16 protein-coding genes are annotated in these 17,621 nt (G+C 66.4%); 3 read left to right on the top strand and 13 right to left on the bottom strand.

Annotated features, from left to right (window positions below; translation table 11 throughout):
• Positions 1-196: 196 nt before the first annotated feature.
• Positions 197-1,222, top strand: a complete 1,026-nt coding sequence (gene tsaD / locus ACW9UL_RS20535; protein ID WP_457788104.1) for a tRNA (adenosine(37)-N6)-threonylcarbamoyltransferase complex transferase subunit TsaD — start codon at positions 197-199, stop codon at positions 1,220-1,222.
• Here the strand turns inward: tsaD and plsY are convergent.
• Positions 1,219-1,788, bottom strand: a complete 570-nt coding sequence (gene plsY, locus ACW9UL_RS20530) for a glycerol-3-phosphate 1-O-acyltransferase PlsY (protein ID WP_122110110.1) — start codon at positions 1,786-1,788, stop codon at positions 1,219-1,221. The genes tsaD and plsY overlap by 4 nt on opposite strands.
• A gap of 75 nt (positions 1,789-1,863) precedes the next feature.
• Between plsY and folB the strand changes: the two genes are divergently transcribed.
• Together folB and folK are read left to right on the top strand one after the other, a co-directional pair.
• Positions 1,864-2,220 carry a dihydroneopterin aldolase gene (gene folB / locus ACW9UL_RS20525; protein ID WP_021444791.1) on the top strand — a complete coding sequence of 119 codons (357 nt, stop codon included), beginning with the start codon at positions 1,864-1,866 and terminating at the stop codon, positions 2,218-2,220.
• Complete coding sequence (folK, locus tag ACW9UL_RS20520; RefSeq protein ID WP_021444790.1) at positions 2,211-2,744, top strand: 2-amino-4-hydroxy-6-hydroxymethyldihydropteridine diphosphokinase; 534 nt, start codon at positions 2,211-2,213, stop codon at positions 2,742-2,744. The genes folB and folK overlap by 10 nt, the downstream gene beginning before the upstream one ends.
• Before the next feature lie 52 nt (positions 2,745-2,796).
• On the opposite strand, the gene ACW9UL_RS20515 is transcribed toward folK, so the two are convergent.
• The 12 genes from ACW9UL_RS20515 to ACW9UL_RS20460 form a co-directional block, all read right to left on the bottom strand.
• The gene (locus ACW9UL_RS20515; RefSeq protein ID WP_457788102.1) at positions 2,797-4,026 is read right to left on the bottom strand and encodes a multifunctional CCA addition/repair protein; all 1,230 of its coding nucleotides are present in this window, start codon (positions 4,024-4,026) and stop codon (positions 2,797-2,799) included.
• 98 nt (positions 4,027-4,124) lie between these two features.
• Positions 4,125-4,637 (bottom strand): DUF4136 domain-containing protein, encoded by a 513-nt coding sequence (locus ACW9UL_RS20510; RefSeq protein WP_457788100.1) that lies wholly within the window; start codon positions 4,635-4,637, stop codon positions 4,125-4,127.
• A 61-nt stretch (positions 4,638-4,698) separates the two neighbouring features.
• Complete coding sequence (locus ACW9UL_RS20505) at positions 4,699-6,264, bottom strand: SpoVR family protein (protein WP_457788098.1); 1,566 nt, start codon at positions 6,262-6,264, stop codon at positions 4,699-4,701.
• Between the two features lie 12 nt (positions 6,265-6,276).
• Positions 6,277-7,548 (bottom strand): YeaH/YhbH family protein, encoded by a 1,272-nt coding sequence (locus ACW9UL_RS20500; RefSeq protein WP_457788097.1) that lies wholly within the window; start codon positions 7,546-7,548, stop codon positions 6,277-6,279.
• 74 nt (positions 7,549-7,622) lie between these two features.
• A complete protein-coding gene (locus tag ACW9UL_RS20495; protein ID WP_021444785.1) occupies positions 7,623-9,545 on the bottom strand; it encodes a PrkA family serine protein kinase in 1,923 nt (640 codons plus the stop codon).
• 359 nt (positions 9,546-9,904) lie between these two features.
• Positions 9,905-10,234, bottom strand: a complete 330-nt coding sequence (glpE, locus tag ACW9UL_RS20490; protein ID WP_457788096.1) for a thiosulfate sulfurtransferase GlpE — start codon at positions 10,232-10,234, stop codon at positions 9,905-9,907.
• Complete coding sequence (locus ACW9UL_RS20485) at positions 10,231-11,055, bottom strand: symmetrical bis(5'-nucleosyl)-tetraphosphatase (protein ID WP_021444783.1); 825 nt, start codon at positions 11,053-11,055, stop codon at positions 10,231-10,233. The genes glpE and ACW9UL_RS20485 overlap by 4 nt, the downstream gene beginning before the upstream one ends.
• Positions 11,055-11,435, bottom strand: a complete 381-nt coding sequence (gene apaG / locus ACW9UL_RS20480) for a Co2+/Mg2+ efflux facilitator ApaG/CorD (protein WP_021444782.1) — start codon at positions 11,433-11,435, stop codon at positions 11,055-11,057. Before apaG ends, ACW9UL_RS20485 begins: the two co-directional genes overlap by 1 nt.
• Before the next feature lie 28 nt (positions 11,436-11,463).
• Complete coding sequence (gene rsmA / locus ACW9UL_RS20475) at positions 11,464-12,273, bottom strand: 16S rRNA (adenine(1518)-N(6)/adenine(1519)-N(6))-dimethyltransferase RsmA (protein ID WP_021444781.1); 810 nt, start codon at positions 12,271-12,273, stop codon at positions 11,464-11,466.
• 130 nt (positions 12,274-12,403) lie between these two features.
• On the bottom strand, positions 12,404-13,402 hold the full coding sequence (gene pdxA / locus ACW9UL_RS20470) for a 4-hydroxythreonine-4-phosphate dehydrogenase PdxA (RefSeq protein ID WP_397497789.1): 999 nt from the start codon (positions 13,400-13,402) through the stop codon (positions 12,404-12,406).
• 100 nt (positions 13,403-13,502) lie between these two features.
• The gene (locus ACW9UL_RS20465; RefSeq protein WP_457788094.1) at positions 13,503-14,795 is read right to left on the bottom strand and encodes a peptidylprolyl isomerase; all 1,293 of its coding nucleotides are present in this window, start codon (positions 14,793-14,795) and stop codon (positions 13,503-13,505) included.
• Positions 14,776-17,556, bottom strand: a complete 2,781-nt coding sequence (locus tag ACW9UL_RS20460; protein WP_457788093.1) for an LPS-assembly protein LptD — start codon at positions 17,554-17,556, stop codon at positions 14,776-14,778. Before ACW9UL_RS20460 ends, ACW9UL_RS20465 begins: the two co-directional genes overlap by 20 nt.
• Positions 17,557-17,621: the final 65 nt, after the last annotated feature.

Below are 17,621 nucleotides of genomic sequence, written 5' to 3'. Positions count from 1 at the left end.
GTACCTTCATTAATTACCGGGGTGAACGCGTTCCCGGCAAATTGGCTCGGGTTGCGTCGGTTTTTAAGGGTTGCGGATGTTACCGCCTCGCCGTGCGGAATGCAAAGGCCTTAGGTCGAAAAGCAGTAGCCGCTCCGCCGAGCGGCGCTTATCATGCGCGCCTTTGTTCCCCGCGGCAAATCAAGGCTCAAGCTCCATGCTCGTACTGGGATTGGAAACCTCCTGCGATGAAACCGGCGTCGCGCTCTATGACAGCGAGCGCGGCCTGCTGGCCGACGCGCTGTTCAGTCAGATCGACCTGCACCGCATCTATGGCGGCGTGGTGCCGGAATTGGCCTCGCGCGACCACGTCAAGCGCATGCTGCCGCTGATCCGCCAGGTGCTGGAGGAGGCCGGGCGCGAGCCGGCCGATATCGATGCGCTGGCCTACACCGCCGGCCCCGGCCTGGTCGGCGCGCTGCTGGTGGGCGCCTCCTGTGCCCAGGCCCTGGCCTTTGCCTGGGGCGTGCCGGCCGTCGGCGTGCACCATATGGAAGGTCACCTGCTGGCGCCGATGCTGGAAGAGCAGCCGCCGGCCTTTCCCTTCGTCGCCCTGCTGGTGTCCGGCGGCCACACCCAGCTGGTGCGGGTCGATGGCATCGGCCAGTACCAGCTGCTCGGCGAGTCGCTGGACGACGCCGCCGGCGAGGCTTTCGACAAGACCGCCAAGCTGATGGGCCTGAGTTATCCCGGCGGCCCGGAGATCGCCCGGCTGGCCGAGCAGGGCACGCCGGGGCGTTTCGTCTTCCCGCGGCCGATGACCGACCGCCCTGGCCTGGATTTCAGTTTCAGCGGGCTGAAGACCTTCGCTCTCAACACCTGGCAGCAGTGCCGCGACGGCGATCACGACCTCGACCAAGCCCGCCGCGACATCGCCCTGGCCTTCCAGCAGGCGGTGGTCGAGACTCTCACCATCAAGTGCAAGCGCGCGCTCAAGCAGACCGGGCTGAACAGCCTGGTGATCGCCGGCGGGGTGAGTGCCAACAAGGCCCTGCGCGAGCATCTGGAACGCATGCTGGGCGAGCTGAAGGGCAAGGTGTTCTACGCTCGGCCGCGTTTCTGCACCGACAACGGCGCGATGATCGCCTACGCCGGCTGCCAGCGGCTGCTGGCCGGGCAGCACGAGGATCTGGCGATCAAGGTGCAGGCGCGTTGGCCGATGGAGTCGTTGCCGGCGCTTTAAAAGCGGCGCTCGCGGCCGGCGAACAGATCGCGCAGGTTGCCGCGGTGGCGCCAGACGATCAGCCCGGTCAGTACGCAGACCGGCAGCAGCGCCGCCGGTTGCTGCCAGGCCAGCAGCGGCAGGGTCAGCGGCGTGGCGATCAGCGCGGCCAGCGAGCTGGTGCGGGTCAGCACGAACACCAGCAGCCAGGCGCCGATGGCCAGCAGCGCGGCCGGCGGGTAGAGGCCCAGCAGCATGCCGGCGGCGGTGGCCACGCCCTTGCCGCCGCGGAAGCGGAAGTACAGCGGGTAGAGATGGCCGAGCACCGCGGCCAGGCCGATCCAGGCCTGTTGCTGCAGGTCGAGGCCGAACAGTTTGGCGATCAGGATCGGCAGCAGGCCCTTGAGCAGGTCGCCGAGCAGGGTCAGTCCGGCGAGTTTCTTGCCGGCCACGCGCAACATGTTGGTGGCGCCGGGGTTGCCCGAGCCGCTGGCGCGTGGGTCCGGGCCGCCGGCCAGGCGGCTGAGCAGGATGGCGAAGGACAGCGAGCCGAGCAGGTAGGCGAGGATCGCCAGAAGCCAGAACATGGTGGCCATTCCAGGGCATGGGATGGCCCGATTCTAACGAGGTGCGGCGCCCTTGTCGTGGCGCGGAGAGTGCGGGTGGACAGAGTATTTATCGAGGGCCTGGAGGTCGATACGGTGATCGGCGCCTACGACTGGGAGCGCGAGATTCGCCAGTGCCTGCGTCTCGACCTGCAGATGGGCTGGGACAACCGTCCGGCCGCGGCCGGTGACGATCTCGCCCAGGCGCTCGACTACGCCAGCGTCGCCGCGCGGGTGCAGGCCTTCGCCGAGGCGTCGCAGTTCATCCTGGTGGAAACCTTCGCCGAGCGCCTGGTGCAGACCCTGATGGAGGAGTTCCACATCCCCTGGATGCGCCTCAAGCTGACCAAGCCCGGCGCAGTACCGGCCGCGCGCGGCGGCGTGGGCGTGGAGATCGAGCGCGGATGCCTCTGACTCGGGTCTACCTCGGCCTCGGCAGCAATATCGAGCGCGAGGCTCACCTTGGCGCCGGGCTCGATGCGCTGGCCGGCCTGCTCGGCGACATGCGCTGCTCGCCGGTATTCGAGAGCCATGCGGTGGGCATCAAGAGCGGCAACTTCTTCAATCTGGTGGTGACCGGGCAGACCGAGCTGCCACTGTTGGAGCTGGATCGCCGGCTCAAGTTCATCGAGGCCGACAATGGCCGCTACGCGCCGGAGCGCAAGGGCCTGCCGCTGGACATTGACGTGCTGCTGTACGGTGAGCAGGTCGGCAACTTCAACGGGCTGGTGCTGCCGCGCGCGGAAATCCTCAAGAACGCCTTCGTGCTCTGGCCGCTGGCGCTGCTGGCGCCGCAGTTGCAGCACCCGGTGGATGGACGTTCGTTCGCCGAGTTGTGGGCGTCGGCGCAAATCGATCAGCAACTGTGGCCGGCTGCTTTCCAGTGGCGCGGCGTCGAGCTGACGCCCGCAGCGCTGTTGCGGACGCGCTCTTCGTAGCCCGGCTGCAATCCGGGACTCGACCCCGGAACCGTCCCGGATTGCATCCGGGCTACTGCGCCTGCTGATCCTTGTAGGCCTTGAGCGCCCGCAGGCGTTCGCGAGCCAGCGCCTCGCCCAGCTCCGCGCCCTTCAAACCCTTTTCCAGCAGCGGTTTGACCGCTACCTGGCGCGCCGTCTCGGCGGCGCCGAGCAGGTAGGCGGCCTGCGGGTATTCGCGTTGCTCCAGCCCCAGGCGGCCACGGGCGTCCATCTCGCAGGCGGCGACGAACTCGGCGAAACGCTGCGGGCGGCGGAATACGTCGAAGCGTTGCAGCAGTTCCAGCAGGGTCGAGGGCTTGAGTTCCAGTGCGCGATGGCCGTGGGTGTGGAATTCGCCGACCAGCAGCGCCAGCTCGGCGCAGTCGCGCGGCGCCTTGCAGCGTTGGTTGATGGCCTGGATCAGGCGCAGGCCCTTGGGCTCGTGGGCGATATGCCGCGGCCACTCAGTCTCGGGTGTCAGCCCCTTGCCGACGTCGTGCAGCAGGCAGGCCCAGCGCACCGTCAGCGGCTGCTCGTGTTCGGCGCACTGGCGCAGCACGCTCAGCACATGCACGCCGGTGTCGATCTCCGGGTGATGAGCGGCCGGCTGCGGCACGCCGAACAGCGCGTCGACCTCCGGCAGCAGGGCGGCCAGGGCGCCGCAGTCGCGCAGCACCTGGACGAACACGTCCGGGCGCGGCTCCAGCAGTGCACGGGAGATTTCCTTCCAGCTGCGCTCCGCGGTGAGGTGGGCCAGTTCGCCGGACTCGGCCAGCTGGCGCATCAGCGCCAGGGTTTCCGCCGCCACGCTGAAGCCCAGCGGCGCATAGCGGGCGGCGAAGCGGGCGACGCGCAGCACCCGCAGCGGGTCTTCGGCGAAGGCCGGGGAAACGTGGCGCAGCACGCGCGCCTGCAGGTCGCGCTGGCCGCCATAGGGGTCGATCAGCCTGCCCTGGTCATCTTCGGCCATGGCATTGACGGTCAGGTCGCGGCGGATCAGGTCTTGCTCCAGGGTGACCTCGGGGCTGGCGTGGAAGACGAAGCCGCCGTAGCCGCGCCCGCTCTTGCGCTCGGTGCGGGCCAGGGCATATTCCTCGCCGCTGTCTGGATGCAGGAAGACCGGGAAGTCGGCGCCCACCGGCCTATAGCCCAGCTCGAGCATCTGTTCGGCGCTGGCGCCCACCACCACCCGGTCGATTTCCTCGACGGGGCGGCCGAGCAGGCGGTCGCGCACGGCGCCGCCGACTTTGTAGATCTGCATCATTGTTCCTCCGCTGAGTGCGGAGGATAGCGGCTGGCCGGCTGTGCGGGGTAGCCCGGATGCACTCCGGGGATTACGCGGCCCGGATTGCCTCCGGGCTACGGCGTGGCCTGGGGAATCTGGTCGATCAGCGCCTGGGCGGCGCGTTCCAGCAGTTCGGCGCTGTCGCTCGCCGGGCTCAGACCGGTGCTGATCAGCCCTTCCCATAGCACGCGCTGGTCCAGGTCGGTGAGGCGCAGGCGCAGCGTGCCGGTTTCGTCGCGCAGGCGATGGATCGCCTGGTAGGGGCCGAGGGCGTTGGGCGGCGGCACGTCGACCCTGAAGGTCAGCGGGCCGTCCTGCACCGCCAGCCAGTAGTACAGACGCAGTTGCGGCTGCTGGCTCTCGTGGTAGCCGCGTGACGACAGGCCATGGCGCAGCAGCTGCGGCAGCTGGCGGTAGCGCTCGGGGAAGGGCGGCTCGCCGGCCAGGCTGTGCTGCGGGTCGATCAGCTCGAAGCTGTGGCGCCCGGCCAGCGCGGCGTTGGCGGGGCTGAGGATCTGCGCCTGGGGGATATGGCTGGCGCAGGTGGCCAGCCCCAGGCACAGCAGGAAAACCAGAAATACACGCATGCACGGCGTCTCGCGGAGTCTGCCGGCGATGCTGAGTGCGCGGCGCATGCCCGGCAACCGATCAAATGGGTGGAATGATCAGGTCGAGACGCGGGTAGTCGCCTTCGCCCTCTGTGTCGCCGCGCGGCGGCACGTGCTGGGTGGTGATCAGCTGGTCGCCCTGGCACACCTCCAGGTGGATGTCGAAACCCCACAGGCGGTGCAGGTGCTTGAGCACTTCCTCGGTGGAGTCGCCCAGCGGCTTGCGGTCGTGCTGCTGGTGGCGCAGGGTCAGCGAGCGGTCACCGCGGCGATCGATGCTCCAGATCTGCACGTTGGGCTCGCGGTTGCCCAGGTTGTACTGCGCCGCGAGCAGTTCGCGGATGGTGCGGTAGCCGGATTCGTCGTGGATCGCCGGCACCAGCAGTTCGTCCTTCTGGTCGTCGTCGAGGATGCCGAACAGCTTGAAGTCGCGGATCACCTTGGGCGAGAGGAACTGCAGGATGAAACTCTCGTCCTTGAAGCTGGCCATGGCGAACTTGAGGGTGGTCAGCCAATCGCTGCCGGCGATGTCGGGGAACCAGTGCTTGTCCTCCTCGGTGGGCTCCTCGCAGATGCGGCGGATGTCGCGGTACATGGCGAAACCCAGGGCGTAGGGGTTGATGCCGCTGTAGTAGGGGCTGTCGAACGGCGGCTGGTAGACCACGCTGGTGTGCGACTGGAGGAATTCCATCATGAAACCGTCGGTGACCAGGCCCTCGTCGTACAGGTCGTTCATCAGGGTGTAGTGCCAGAAGGTGGCCCAGCCCTCGTTCATCACCTGGGTCTGGCGCTGCGGATAGAAGTACTGGGCGATCTTGCGCACGATGCGGATCACCTCGCGCTGCCAGGGCTCCAGCAGCGGCGCGTGCTTTTCCAGGAAGTACAGGATGTTTTCCTGCGGCTCGGCGGGAAAGCGCTTGTTGTCCTGGTCGCTGTGCTTGCCGGCGCTCTTGGGAATGGTGCGCCAGAGGTCGTTGATCTGCTTCTGCAGGTGCTCCTCGCGGTCCTTCTGGCGCTTGCGCTCCTCCTCGGCGGAGATCGGGTAGGGCCGTTTGTAGCGGTCGACGCCGTAGTTCATCAGGGCGTGGCAGGAGTCGAGCAGCTCCTCCACCGCGTCGATGCCGTGGCGCTCCTCGCACTGCATGATGTACTGCTTGGCGAACACCAGGTAGTCGATGATCGAACTGGCATCGGTCCAGGTGCGGAACAGGTAGTTGCCCTTGAAGAAGCTGTTGTGGCCGTAGCAGGCGTGGGCGATCACCAGGGCCTGCATGCAGATGGTGTTTTCCTCCATCAGGTAGGCGATGCAGGGGTCGGAGTTGATCACGATCTCGTAGGCCAGGCCCATCTGCCCGCGCTTGTAGCCCTTCTCGGTGGCCAGGAAGTGCTTGCCGTAGGACCAGTGGTGGTAGCCCAGCGGCATGCCCACCGAGGCATAGGCGTCCATCATCTGCTCGGCCGTGATCACCTCGATCTGGTTGGGGTAGGTGTCCAGCGCGTAGCGCTCGGCGATGCGCGCGATTTCCTTGTCGTACTGACGGATCAGCTCGAAGGTCCATTCCGAGCCGGTGGAGATGGGCTTGCGTTCCTTCCTGCTGGCACTCATGTCACGCCTCCTTCAGGTCGCGAGCCGGCGCTGGAACAGCTCGCGGAACACCGGGTAGATGTCCGCCGCCGACACCAGTTGCTGCTGGGCGAAGGTGTCGGCGAATGCCTCGGCCACCTGCTCGTACTCGAACCACAGCGCCTGGTGTTCGCGCGGGGTGATCTCGACGTAGGTGAAGTACTGCACGAACGGCATGATCTGGTTGATCAATATATCCCGGCACACCGGCGAGTCGTCGTTCCAGTTGTCGCCGTCCGAGGCCTGGGCGGCGTAGATGTTCCACTCGTTGATCGGGTAGCGCGCGGCCATGGTCTCCTGCATCAGTTTGAGCGCACTGGAGACGATGGTGCCGCCAGTCTCGCGGGAGTAGAAGAACTCCTCCTCGTCCACCTCCTTGGCGCTGGTGTGGTGGCGGATAAACACCACCTCGATCTTGTCGTAGTTCCGCTTGAGGAACAGGTAAAGGAGGATGAAGAAGCGCTTGGCGATGTCCTTGGTGGCCTGGGTCATGGAGCCGGAGACGTCCATCAGGCAGAACATCACCGCCTTGGAGCTGGGGTTGGGCTGCTTGACCAGCAGGTTGTACTTGAGGTCGAAGGTGTCGAGGAAGGGCACGCGGTGGATGCGTGCGCTCAAGCGTTCGATTTCCGCCTCTATTGCCTGGATATCGCCGAAGTTATCCGGCTCTTCCCGGCGCAGGCGCTCCAGTTCGGCCTTGGCCTCGCGCAGCTTGGCGCGGCTGGAGCCGGACAGGGCGATGCGCCGCGCATGGGCCGAGCGCAGGGTGCGGATGATATTGATGCGCGAGGGGTTGCCCTCGTTGCTGATGCCGGCGCGCACGGTCTTGAAGGTGTCGCTGCCGGTCAGGTGGCGTTTGACCAGGTTGGGCAGTTCCAGGTCCTCGAACATGAAGTCGAGGAATTCCTCCTGGGTGATCTGGAACACGAACTCGTCCATGCCCTCGCCGGAGTTGCTCGCCTTGCCGCTGCCACGCCCGCCGCCACCGCCCTGCGGGCGGGGGATACGTTCGCCGGCGGTGAACTCCTTGTTGCCCGGGTGAACGATGGTCTGCTTGCCGCCGCGGCCGTGGTGCAGCACCGGCTCGTCGATGTCGCGGCCGGGAATGCTGATCTGCTCGCCGTGCTCCATGTCGGTGATGGAACGCCGGCTGACGGCCTCCTCGACCGCCTTCTTGATGTGCTCGCGGTAACGCCGCAGGAAACGCTGGCGGTTTACCGTGCTCTTGTTCTTGCCGTTCAGGCGCCGGTCGATCACGTAGCTCATGACGTCTCCCTAGCACGCCCGTGGCCACGGGCGTGCGGCGGATAGCCCGGCGCGCGGCGCGCGCCGGGTGCGGATCACTGCGACTTGCGTACCCGCAGATACCATTCCGACAGCAGGCGCACCTGCTTCTCGGTGTAGCCGCGCTCGACCATGCGTTTGACGAAGTCGTTGTGCTTCTGCTGTTCCTCCTTGCTGCCCTTGGCGTTGAAGCTGATGACCGGGAGCAGGTCCTCGGTGTTGGAGAACATCTTCTTCTCGATGACCACGCGCAGCTTCTCGTAGCTGAGCCAGGTGGGGTTCTTGCCGTTGTTGTTGGCGCGGGCGCGCAGCACGAAGTTGACGATCTCGTTGCGGAAGTCCTTCGGGTTGCTGATGCCGGCCGGTTTCTCGATCTTCTCCAGCTCCTCGTTGAGCGCCACGCGGTTGAGGATCTCGCCGGTTTCCGGGTCGCGGTATTCCTGGTCCTGGATCCAGAAGTCGGCGTACAGCACGTAGCGGTCGAAGATGTTCTGTCCGTACTCGCTGTAGGACTCGAGGTAGGCGGTCTGGATTTCCTTGCCGATGAACTCGATATAGCGCGGCGCCAGGTATTCCTTGATATAGCGCAGGTAGCGCTCGCGCACTTCGGCGGGGAACTGCTCCTGCTCGATCTGCTGTTCCAGCACGTAGAGCAGGTGCACCGGGTTGGCGGCGATCTCGTGCGGGTCGAAGTTGAACACCTTGGACAGGATCTTGAAGGCGAAGCGGGTCGACAGGCCGGTCATGCCCTCGTCGACGCCGGCGCTGTCGCGGTATTCCTGGATCGACTTGGCCTTGGGATCGGTGTCCTTGAGGTTCTCGCCGTCGTAGACGCGCATCTTCGAGTAGATGTTGGAGTTCTCCGGCTCCTTCAGGCGGCTCAGCACGCTGAACTGGGCGAGCATCTTCAGGGTGTCCGGGGCGCAGTGGGCCTTGGCCAGCGAGCTGTTGATCAGCAGCTTGTCGTAGATCTTCACCTCGTCGGTGACGCGCAGGCAGTACGGCACCTTGACGATGTAGATGCGGTCGATGAAGGCCTCGTTGTTCTTGTTGTTGCGGAAGCTGTGCCACTCGGATTCGTTGGAGTGGGCCAGCAGGATGCCGCTGTAGGGAATCGCGCCGAGGCCTTCGGTGCTGTTGTAGTTGCCTTCCTGGGTGGCGGTGAGCAGCGGGTGCAGCACCTTGATCGGCGCCTTGAACATCTCGACGAATTCCATCAGGCCCTGGTTGGCCCGGCACAGCGCGCCCGAGTAGCTGTAGGCGTCGGCGTCGTTCTGCGGGAATTCCTCGAGCTTGCGGATATCCACCTTGCCGACCAGCGCGGAGATGTCCTGGTTGTTCTCGTCGCCCGGTTCGGTCTTGGCCACGGCGATCTGGTTGAGGATCGAGGGGTAGAGCTTGACCACGCGGAACTGGCTGATGTCGCCGCCAAATTCCTGCAGGCGCTTGGTGGCCCAGGGCGACATGATCGAATTGAGATAGCGGCGCGGGATGCCGTAGTCCTCCTCGAGGATGGCGCCATCCTCGGCGGCGTTGAACAGCCCCAGCGGCGACTCGAACACCGGCGAGTCCTTGATGGCGTAGAAGGGCACCTTCTCCATCAGTTGTTTGAGCTTCTCGGCCAGCGACGACTTGCCGCCGCCCACCGGACCGAGCAGGTAGAGGATCTGTTTCTTCTCTTCCAGGCCCTGCGCGGCATGGCGGAAGTAGGAGACGATCTGGTCGATGCACTCTTCCATGCCGTGGAAGTCGGCGAAGGCCGGGTAACGGCGGATCACCTTGTTGGAGAAGATGCGCGACAGACGCGAGTTGGTCGAGGTGTCGAGCAGCTCCGGCTCGCCGATGGCCATCAGCAGGCGCTCGGCCGCAGTGGCGTAGGCGCTGCGATCCTGTTTGCACAGTTCGAGGTACTCCTGCAGCGAGTACTCCTCCTGGCGGGTCGCTTCGAAACGTTGTTGGAAGTGGCTGAAAATACTCATGACTTCACCTCGCTCGATGCTGAAAGCCGGTTCGGGTTCGGTCGTGCGGGTGCTTGGTAGCCCCGGCCTGGGACTTGGCCGGGAAGAATCCCCCAGAACACCTAAAGGTCGTTACCGATGGCCCGATGCCGGTTGGCCGGCTCTACCTTGAGTTGGATGGCCTGAGCTACAGGATAGTTCTTTCTGGCGGGGGTCAAGGCGGGGACAAGGATAACCAGATGTTACCGTCCGTCGGGAATCCTCGGCAGGCCAGAGGAGGCGCGGCCTGCCGGCTCGGAAAAAAATGGCCGGGAGCCATTTTTAACGTCGCGCAGCGGCGGCCAGGAGGGGTGGCCGCCAGGGACGGCAGGGCATCAAAATTATTCTGCGGGGCTTTGCGCGGTGTCGTCGGGGTAGGTGGCGCGCCACAGCTCGAAACCGCCGTCGAGGCTGTAGACCTGGCTGAAACCCTGGCCGACCAGGTAGGCGGCGGCGCCCTGGCTGGAGTTGCCGTGGTAGCAGGAGACGATCAGCGGCGCGTCGAGGTCGGCGTTGCGGATGAAGTCGTGCAGCGAGTGGTTGTCCAGGTGACGCGAGCCCTGGATATGCCCGGCGGCGAAGCTTTGCGGGTCGCGGATATCCACGACCACGGCGCCTTGCTGGCGCAGGGCCTGGGCCTGCTGGGGAGAGATACGCTGGAATTCGCTCATGGGTGCTCCTTGGGGCAGGTGCAGCGGTGGCGTTCGCCGCTGTCGACGTTGAGCAGGGTCATCGCGCCGCCCCACACGCAGCCGGTGTCCAGCGCATACAGGCCGGGCTCCTGGCAGTTGCCTTCGAGGGCGGCCCAGTGGCCGAAGATGATGGTTTCGCCGCGCATCTTGCGCTGCGGGTGGCTGAACCAGGGGGCGTAGCCGGGCGGGGCGCTGCCGACGCCTTCCTTGCTCTTAAGGTCCAGGGTACCGTCGGCCTTGCAGAAGCGCATGCGGGTGAAATAGTTGGTGATCACCCGCAGGCGGGTGACGCCGTGCAGGTCCTTGTGCCATTTGGCCGGTTCGTTGCCGTACATGCCGTCGAGAAACAGCGGCAGGCGGGCGTCGTCGCGCAGCGCCTCCTCGACCTCGGCGGCGCGGCGCAGCGCCTTGGTCAGGCTCCACTGCGGCGGGATGCCGGCATGCACCAGGGTCACCCGGCGCTCGGCATCGTGGTGCACCAGCTTCTGCAGGCGCAGCCAGTCGAGCAGGTCGGCGCGGTCCGGCGCGTCGAGAATCTCGCGCAGGGTATCGCCCTTCTTCAGCCGCTCGATGTTGTGCGCCACGGCCAGCAGGTGCAGGTCGTGATTGCCCAGCACGCAGGTCACCGCCTGGCGGATGGAATAGAGAAAACGCAGGGTTTCCAGCGATTGCGGGCCGCGGTTGACCAGGTCGCCGACCAGCCACAGCTGGTCCTGCGCCGGGTCGAAGGCCACCCGCTCGAGTAGGCACTGCAGCGGTCGCAGGCAGCCCTGGATGTCGCCGACGGCATACAGCGCCATCAGTGCAGGGCTCCGGGCACGGCCAGGCGGAACGGCGCGATGACGGCGTCGAAGCGTTTGCCGTCCTCGGCGAGCATCTGGTAGCTGCCCTGCATGGTGCCGACCTGGGTGGTCATCACCGTGCCGCTGCTGTAGGTGTGGCTGGCGCCCGGGGCGATCTGCGGCTGCTGGCCGACCACGCCGGCGCCGCGCACTTCCTGCACGCGGCCGTCGCCGTCGGTGATGATCCAGTGGCGCGACAGCAGCTTGGCCGGCAGCTGGCCCTGGTTGCGGATGGTCACCGTGTAGGAGAAGGCGTAGCGGCCCAGCTCCGGCTGCGACTGCGCGGCCAGGTAGCGGGTGGTGACGCTGACGTCGATCTGGTAACGAGGGTCGGACATGCGAGTAACCCGTGTGGCGTATGGCAGTTTAGCCCTGGCTGGCGGCCAGGTGCGCCGCCAGTTGATCGGCCAGGCGAACGAAGGCGGCCAGGTCCAACTGTTCCGGGCGCAGGCTGCCATCGACGCCGGCGGCCTCGATGGCCTCGGCCGGCAGCAGTTGCTTGAGGGTATTGCGCAGGGTCTTGCGCCGCTGGTTGAAGGCTTCGCGCACCACCCGCTCGAGCAGGCGATGATCCTTGGCCGGATGCGGCAGCACCGCGTGCGGTACCAGGCGGACGATGGCCGAGTCGACCTTGGGCGGCGGATTGAAGGCGCCGGGGCCGACGTTGAACAGGTGTTCGACCCGGCAGTGGTACTGCACCATGATCGACAGGCGGCCCCAGTCGCCGCCGCCGGGGCCGGCGGCCAGACGCTCCACCACCTCTTTCTGCAGCATGAAGTGCATGTCGCGGATCAGCGCCGCGTTGTCCAGCAGGTGGAAGATCAGCGGGGTGGAGATGTTGTACGGCAGGTTGCCGACCACCCGTAGGCTGCCGGGGGCGGCCTCGAGGCGGGCGAAGTCGAACTTCAGCGCATCGCCCTGGTTCAGGCGAAAGCGCGGGTTGGCGCCGAACTTGCTCTGCAGGATGGGGATCAGGTCGAGGTCCAGCTCGATCACGTCGAGCTGCGCGCCGCTGCCGAGCAGGCCCTCGGTCAGCGCGCCCTGGCCCGGGCCGATCTCCAGCAGGCGCTCGTCCTCCTTGGCGCGGATGGCGCGCAGGATGCGGTCGATGACGCCGGCATCGTGCAGGAAGTTCTGGCCGAAGCGCTTGCGCGCGCGGTGTTGGTATTCGGACATGGCAGGGCAGCTCCAGGCTTCAAGCTGCAAGCATCAAGCAAGAGCGCAAAGCGAAAAAACGAAGTCGGGTAGTTTAAGGCAAAAAGCGACAACACCCGTAGCCCGGATGCAATCCGGGCTGGGCTGCCGTCTACTTGCGGCTGGTAGCGGCGGCCATCTGGTAGGCGGTTTCCAGGGCCACCTGCAGGCTGCCGGTATCGATATTGCCGCTGCCGGCAAGGTCCAGCGCCGTGCCGTGATCCACCGAGGTGCGGATGATCGGCAGGCCCAGGGTGACGTTGAGCGCCGCGCCGAAGCCCTTGAACTTGAGCACCGGCAGGCCCTGGTCGTGGTACATGGCCAGCACTGCGTCGGCCTGCTCCAGGTACTTGGGGGTGAACAGGGTGTCGGCCGGCAGCGGGCCGATCAGGGTCATGCCTTCGCCGCGCAGGCGCTCCAGCGTCGGCTCGATGATCTCGATTTCCTCGCGACCGAGGTGGCCGCCTTCGCCGGCATGGGGGTTGAGTCCACAGATCAGGATGCGCGGCGCGGCGATGCCGAACTTGCTCTGCAGATCGGCATGCAGGATGCGGGTCACACGCTCCAGACGTTCGGCGGTGATGGCTGCTGCGACGTCCTTGAGCGGCAGGTGGGTGGTGACCAGGGCGACGCGCAGGCCGCGGGTGGCGAGCATCATCACCACCTGCTCCGTGTGGGTCAGCTCGGCGAGAAACTCGGTGTGGCCGGAGAAGGCGATGCCGGCTTCGTTGATCACGCCCTTGTGCACCGGTGCGGTGATCATCGCGGCGAAGCTGCCGTCCAGGCAGCCCTGACCGGCACGGGTGAGGGTTTCCAGCACGTAGCCGGCGTTGGCCGGATCGAGCCGGCCGGCTTGGCTCGGGGCGGCCAGCGGGGTGTCCCAGACATACAGGCTGCCGGCCGGCGCGGGGGCACTCGGCCAGCGGCCCGGGGCGACATCCAGCAGCGCGATGTGCAGGCCGAGCTGGGCGGCGCGCTCGCCGAGCAGCTGGCGGCTGGCGATGGCCACCAGCGCCTCGGGCTGCGCCTGGCGGGCAAGCAGCAGGCAGAGGTCGGGGCCGATGCCGGCCGGTTCGCCGGGGGTCAGGGCAAAGACTCGGGGTGCGCTCATGGGCATTCTCGGTTGCGCCGCGGGGGCGCCAGTTTACGCTGCCTGGGTCGATAACGAAAAAGCCCGGCGCGGGGCCGGGCTCTTGCGTGCGAAACCACCGTCACAGCTTGGTCTCGACGTAGGCTTCGTCGCGGATCTGGCGCAGCCAGGCCTGCAGTTCCTCGTCGTACTTGCGGTTGCGCAGCAGGTTGGCCGCCTGTTGCTCGCGGAACTGCGCGCTGCTGTCGGTGGCGCGACGGCCCATGACCTGCAGCACGTGCCAGCCGAACTGGGTCTGGAACGGCTTGGACAGCTCGCCGCTGGCGGTCTCGCTCATCACCTGACGGAACTCCGGCACCAGCGCGTTGGGGTCGATCCAGTTGAGGTCGCCGCCGTTGAGCGCCGAGCCCGGGTCTTCCGAGTAGCTCTTGGCCAGCTCGGCGAAGTCCTCGCCGGCGACGATGCGCTGGTACAGGCGTTCGACCAGACGGCGGGTTTCCTCGGCGCTGCGAATCTCGCTGGGCTTGATCAGGATATGGCGCACGTGCACTTCGTCGCGCACCTGGGTGTCGCCGCCGCGCTTTTCCAGCAGCTTGAGGATGATGAAACCGCCCGGCGTGCGCAGCGGCTCGGTCACTTCGCCCGGGCTCAGCGCGCTGACCATCGAGTCGAACGGCGGCGGCAGCTGGCCGGCCTTGCGCCAGCCCATCTCGCCGCCTTCCAGCGCGGTTTCGCTGGCCGAGCGGGAAATCGCCAGCTGGGCGAAGTCGGCGCCCTGTTGCAATTGTTGGTACAGCTCGCGGGCCTGGCGCTCGGCTGCCTGGATCTCGCTGGAGGAGGCGCCTTCGGAGACCGGGATGAGGATGTTGGCCAGGCGAAACTCTTCCGACAGCTGCATCTTGCCCAGGTCGGAGGCGAGGAAGTTCTGCACTTCCTGGTCGGTGACCTGGATACGCTCGGCGACCCGGCGCTGGCGCACGCGGCTGATGATCATCTCGCGGCGCACCTGGTCGCGGGCGTCGGCGTAGGACAGGCCGTCGCGCGCCAGAGCCTGACGGAACTGCTCCAGGCTCATGCCGTTACGCTGGGCGATGGTGCCCATGGCCTGGTTCAGCTCCTCGTCGGTGATGCGGATGCCGGAGCGGTCACCGATCTGCAGCTGGATGTTCTCGATGATCAGGCGCTCGAGCACCTGCTGACTGAGCACGTGCTCGGGCGGCAGGGCGCCGCCGCGTTTGCCGATGGTCTGCTGCACCTCGCGCAGGCGGGCGTCGAGCTGGCTCTGCATGACCACGTCGTTGTCGACGATGGCCACCACGCGGTCCAGCGGGCGGACATCGGCCTGGGCCGTCGCCGCGAGCAGCGCTGCGCCCAACAGCAGGGGGCGCAGGCAATCAGAAAGCTTGGTCTTCACGTTCACGGTAACCTTGAATGCCTTGGTCGAGGAAAGTTTCCACCTTGTTGCCCACTACGCCGCCGAGGCCCTTGAGGACGATCTGCAGGAAGATGCCGCGGTCGGCCTCGTCGTTGAGCGACGGGTTGAGGCTGACTTCGTCGTAGTCGATCCAGTAGCGGTTGATCAGGCGCAGCTTCCAGCAGCAGCTGTCGTACTCGAAGCCGCCGAAGGCTTCCAGGGTACGGTTGCGGCCGTAGTCGTACTGCCAGCGCGAGATCAGGCTCCACTGTGGAACCAGCGGCCAGATGACGGAGAAGTCATGCTGGTCGATCTTGTAGTAGTTCTTGATGTAGTTCGGGTTCGGCGAACCGTCGCCTAGGGTCGGGTTGCCGTAGTCCGGGTTGGTGGTCCAGGTGCCGCTGTCGCGGTCGTAGCGCACGGTGTCGTTGCGGTAGCGATAACCGAGGTTGACCACCTTGTTCGGGTTGTCTTCCGGCTGGTAGTGGAACATCGCGCTGCCCGAGCGGGTGCGGTGGGTATCCGGGTCCCAGTTGAAGGTCGACGACACGCGCCAGTCGCGGTTGAAGCGGTACAGGTACTCCAGCGCATAGGGCGAGACGTCGGCGGTGGCATCCGGACGGGTGCGGTAGTCGATACCGGCCAGCTGCACCTTGCGGTCCTCGAAGTAGAAGGCCTGGCCGATGCTGAAGCGCTGACGCTCGAAGCCGTTGGGCTCGATCCAGCGGCTGGTCACGCCCAGCGACAGCTTGTTCTCGTCGCCGATGCGATCCTTGCCGGAGAAGCGATTCTCGCGCCACAGCGAGGCGTAGCTGAAGGTCGGCTCGCCGCTGTCGAACACCGGGATGTCGGTCTGGTCTTCTTCCGGCACGTAGAGGTAGAAGGCGCGCGGCTCCAGGGTCTGGCGGAAGTCCTTGCCGAACAGCTGGGTGTTGCGGTCGAAGTACAGGCCGCTGTCGACGCTGAACAGGCCGACGCCGCGGTTCTGCGTGCTGTCGAACTCCTGCTCGGCCAGCAGGCTGTTCTTGCCCTGCTGATCCAGGCTGATGTCGTAGTGGGTCTGGCGGTACTTGACCTGCGGCTTGAGGAAGCCCCAGGTCCAGTCCAGCGGCAGGGCGACGCCCGGCTCCAGGTGCAGGCGCTCGCCGTTGGCGCGGGCCAGGCCGCGAATACGGGTGTCGTACCAGGTCTGTTCGGCCACGCCGTCTTCGTTGATGAAGTTGCCCGAGCGCAGGTCGCGGTCGAAGCGCACGTATTCGCTGCCGTAGGTGAAGTCCAGGCCGCCCGGATTGAACGGCAGCTTGCCGTCCAGGGTGAGCTGCGGCAGGCGGTCGTACGGCGTGACGTCGGTGATATTGGCCAGCTCGTAGGCGTGCAGGTTGAGCTGCGCGCGGTAGCTGTCGCCGCGGTAGGTCAGGCTGCCGCGCTGGTTGACGTAGGTGGGCGTGTCGATACCCAGGTCGGTATCCAGGTCCTGGAAGTAGTAGGGGTCGCTGATGTCGGTGTAGTCAACCTCGGCCAGCAGGCGCGAGTTCAGGCCCTGCTTGTGCTGCCAGCTGTACAGCCAGCGCTGGTCTTCGTACTCGGACTGCAGCTTGCGCTCGTCTTCGCTGTCGTCGAGGTAGGCGGCGCCGATCTGGCCTTCGCTGCTCTCGGTCAGGTAGCGGAACTCGCCCTCCATCAACAGGCCGCGGTTGGCCATGTAGGTCGGGTAGAGCGTGGCGTCGTAGTTCGGCGCCAGGTTGAAGTAGTAGGGCGTCTGCAGCGAGAAGCCGTTGTCGCTCGAGGTGCCCATGCTCGGCGGCAGGAAGCCGGACTGGCGACGGTCGTCGATCGGGAAATAGATGTAGGGGGTGTAGAACACCGGGATGTCCTTGACCCGCAGCGTCACGTTGGTCGCGGTGCCGAAGCCGGTGGCCGGGTTCAGGGTGACGTTGTTGCCCTTCAGGTGCCAGGCGTTGTCGCCCGGCTCGCAGCGGGTGTAGGTACCGTCCTTGAGGCGGATGATCGCGGTCTCTTCGCGCTTGGCATAGAGTGCGCTACCGCGGACGTGGGCTTCGTGCATCACGTACTCGGCGTTGTCGATCTTGGCTTCGCCGTTGTCCAGTTGCAGCTCGGCGCGGTCGCCGACCACCAGCATGCCCTTGTCGCGCAGACGCACGTTGCCGATCAGCTCGCCACGGTTCTCGGTCTGGTGCAGGCTGGCCTCGTCGGCCTCCACCTGCATGCCGGACTGGCGCAGGATCACGTCGCCGGCGAGGGTCGCCACCTGCTTTTCCTGCTCGTAACGCGAGGCCTTGGCCGAGACGAACATCGGCGCTTCGTCCAACGGCGTGTCGTCGTCCATGCCCGGGCGCAGCGGCTCGACATAGGCGCCGGCGCAGTAAGGGCCGGCTTCGGCCAGCTGGGCGGCGGTCAGCTTGTCGCGCGGCACCCAGTCGAGGTGGCTGTAGTCGGCGCTGCGCGAGGCCAGGGCGCGGCCCTTGCTCTCGGTGACCAGGGTGGTGGTTTCCTGCTTGGCGCTGGCTTTGCCGCTGGTGGCGTCGCTCGCGCTGACGGCGCTGGTGCTGTGCTGAGGACGGGGCGGCAGGCTGGCGGCAGGGGCCTTGGGCGCGCAGGCCCAACCGCCGCTGGGCGACACCTGGCAGTCGAACTGCTCGGCGGCGAAAACCTGTAGGCTGACGGCGGGTTGTAGGGCCAGAAGACTGCCGGTGACCAGCAGCGGGAATTTCTTGCGGAACGCGGGGTATTTTACTGCCATCTTGTTAGTCCGGGCTTCCTGCGCGCTATCGGCCCAGGGGCCGCACGCCTCTCGATGGGCTGAAA

It is taken from the genome of Pseudomonas sp. PL-6 (assembly GCF_054110165.1).
The sequence above is the reverse complement of the archived record's forward strand: the minus strand, read 5'-3'. Positions and strand labels throughout refer to the sequence as shown.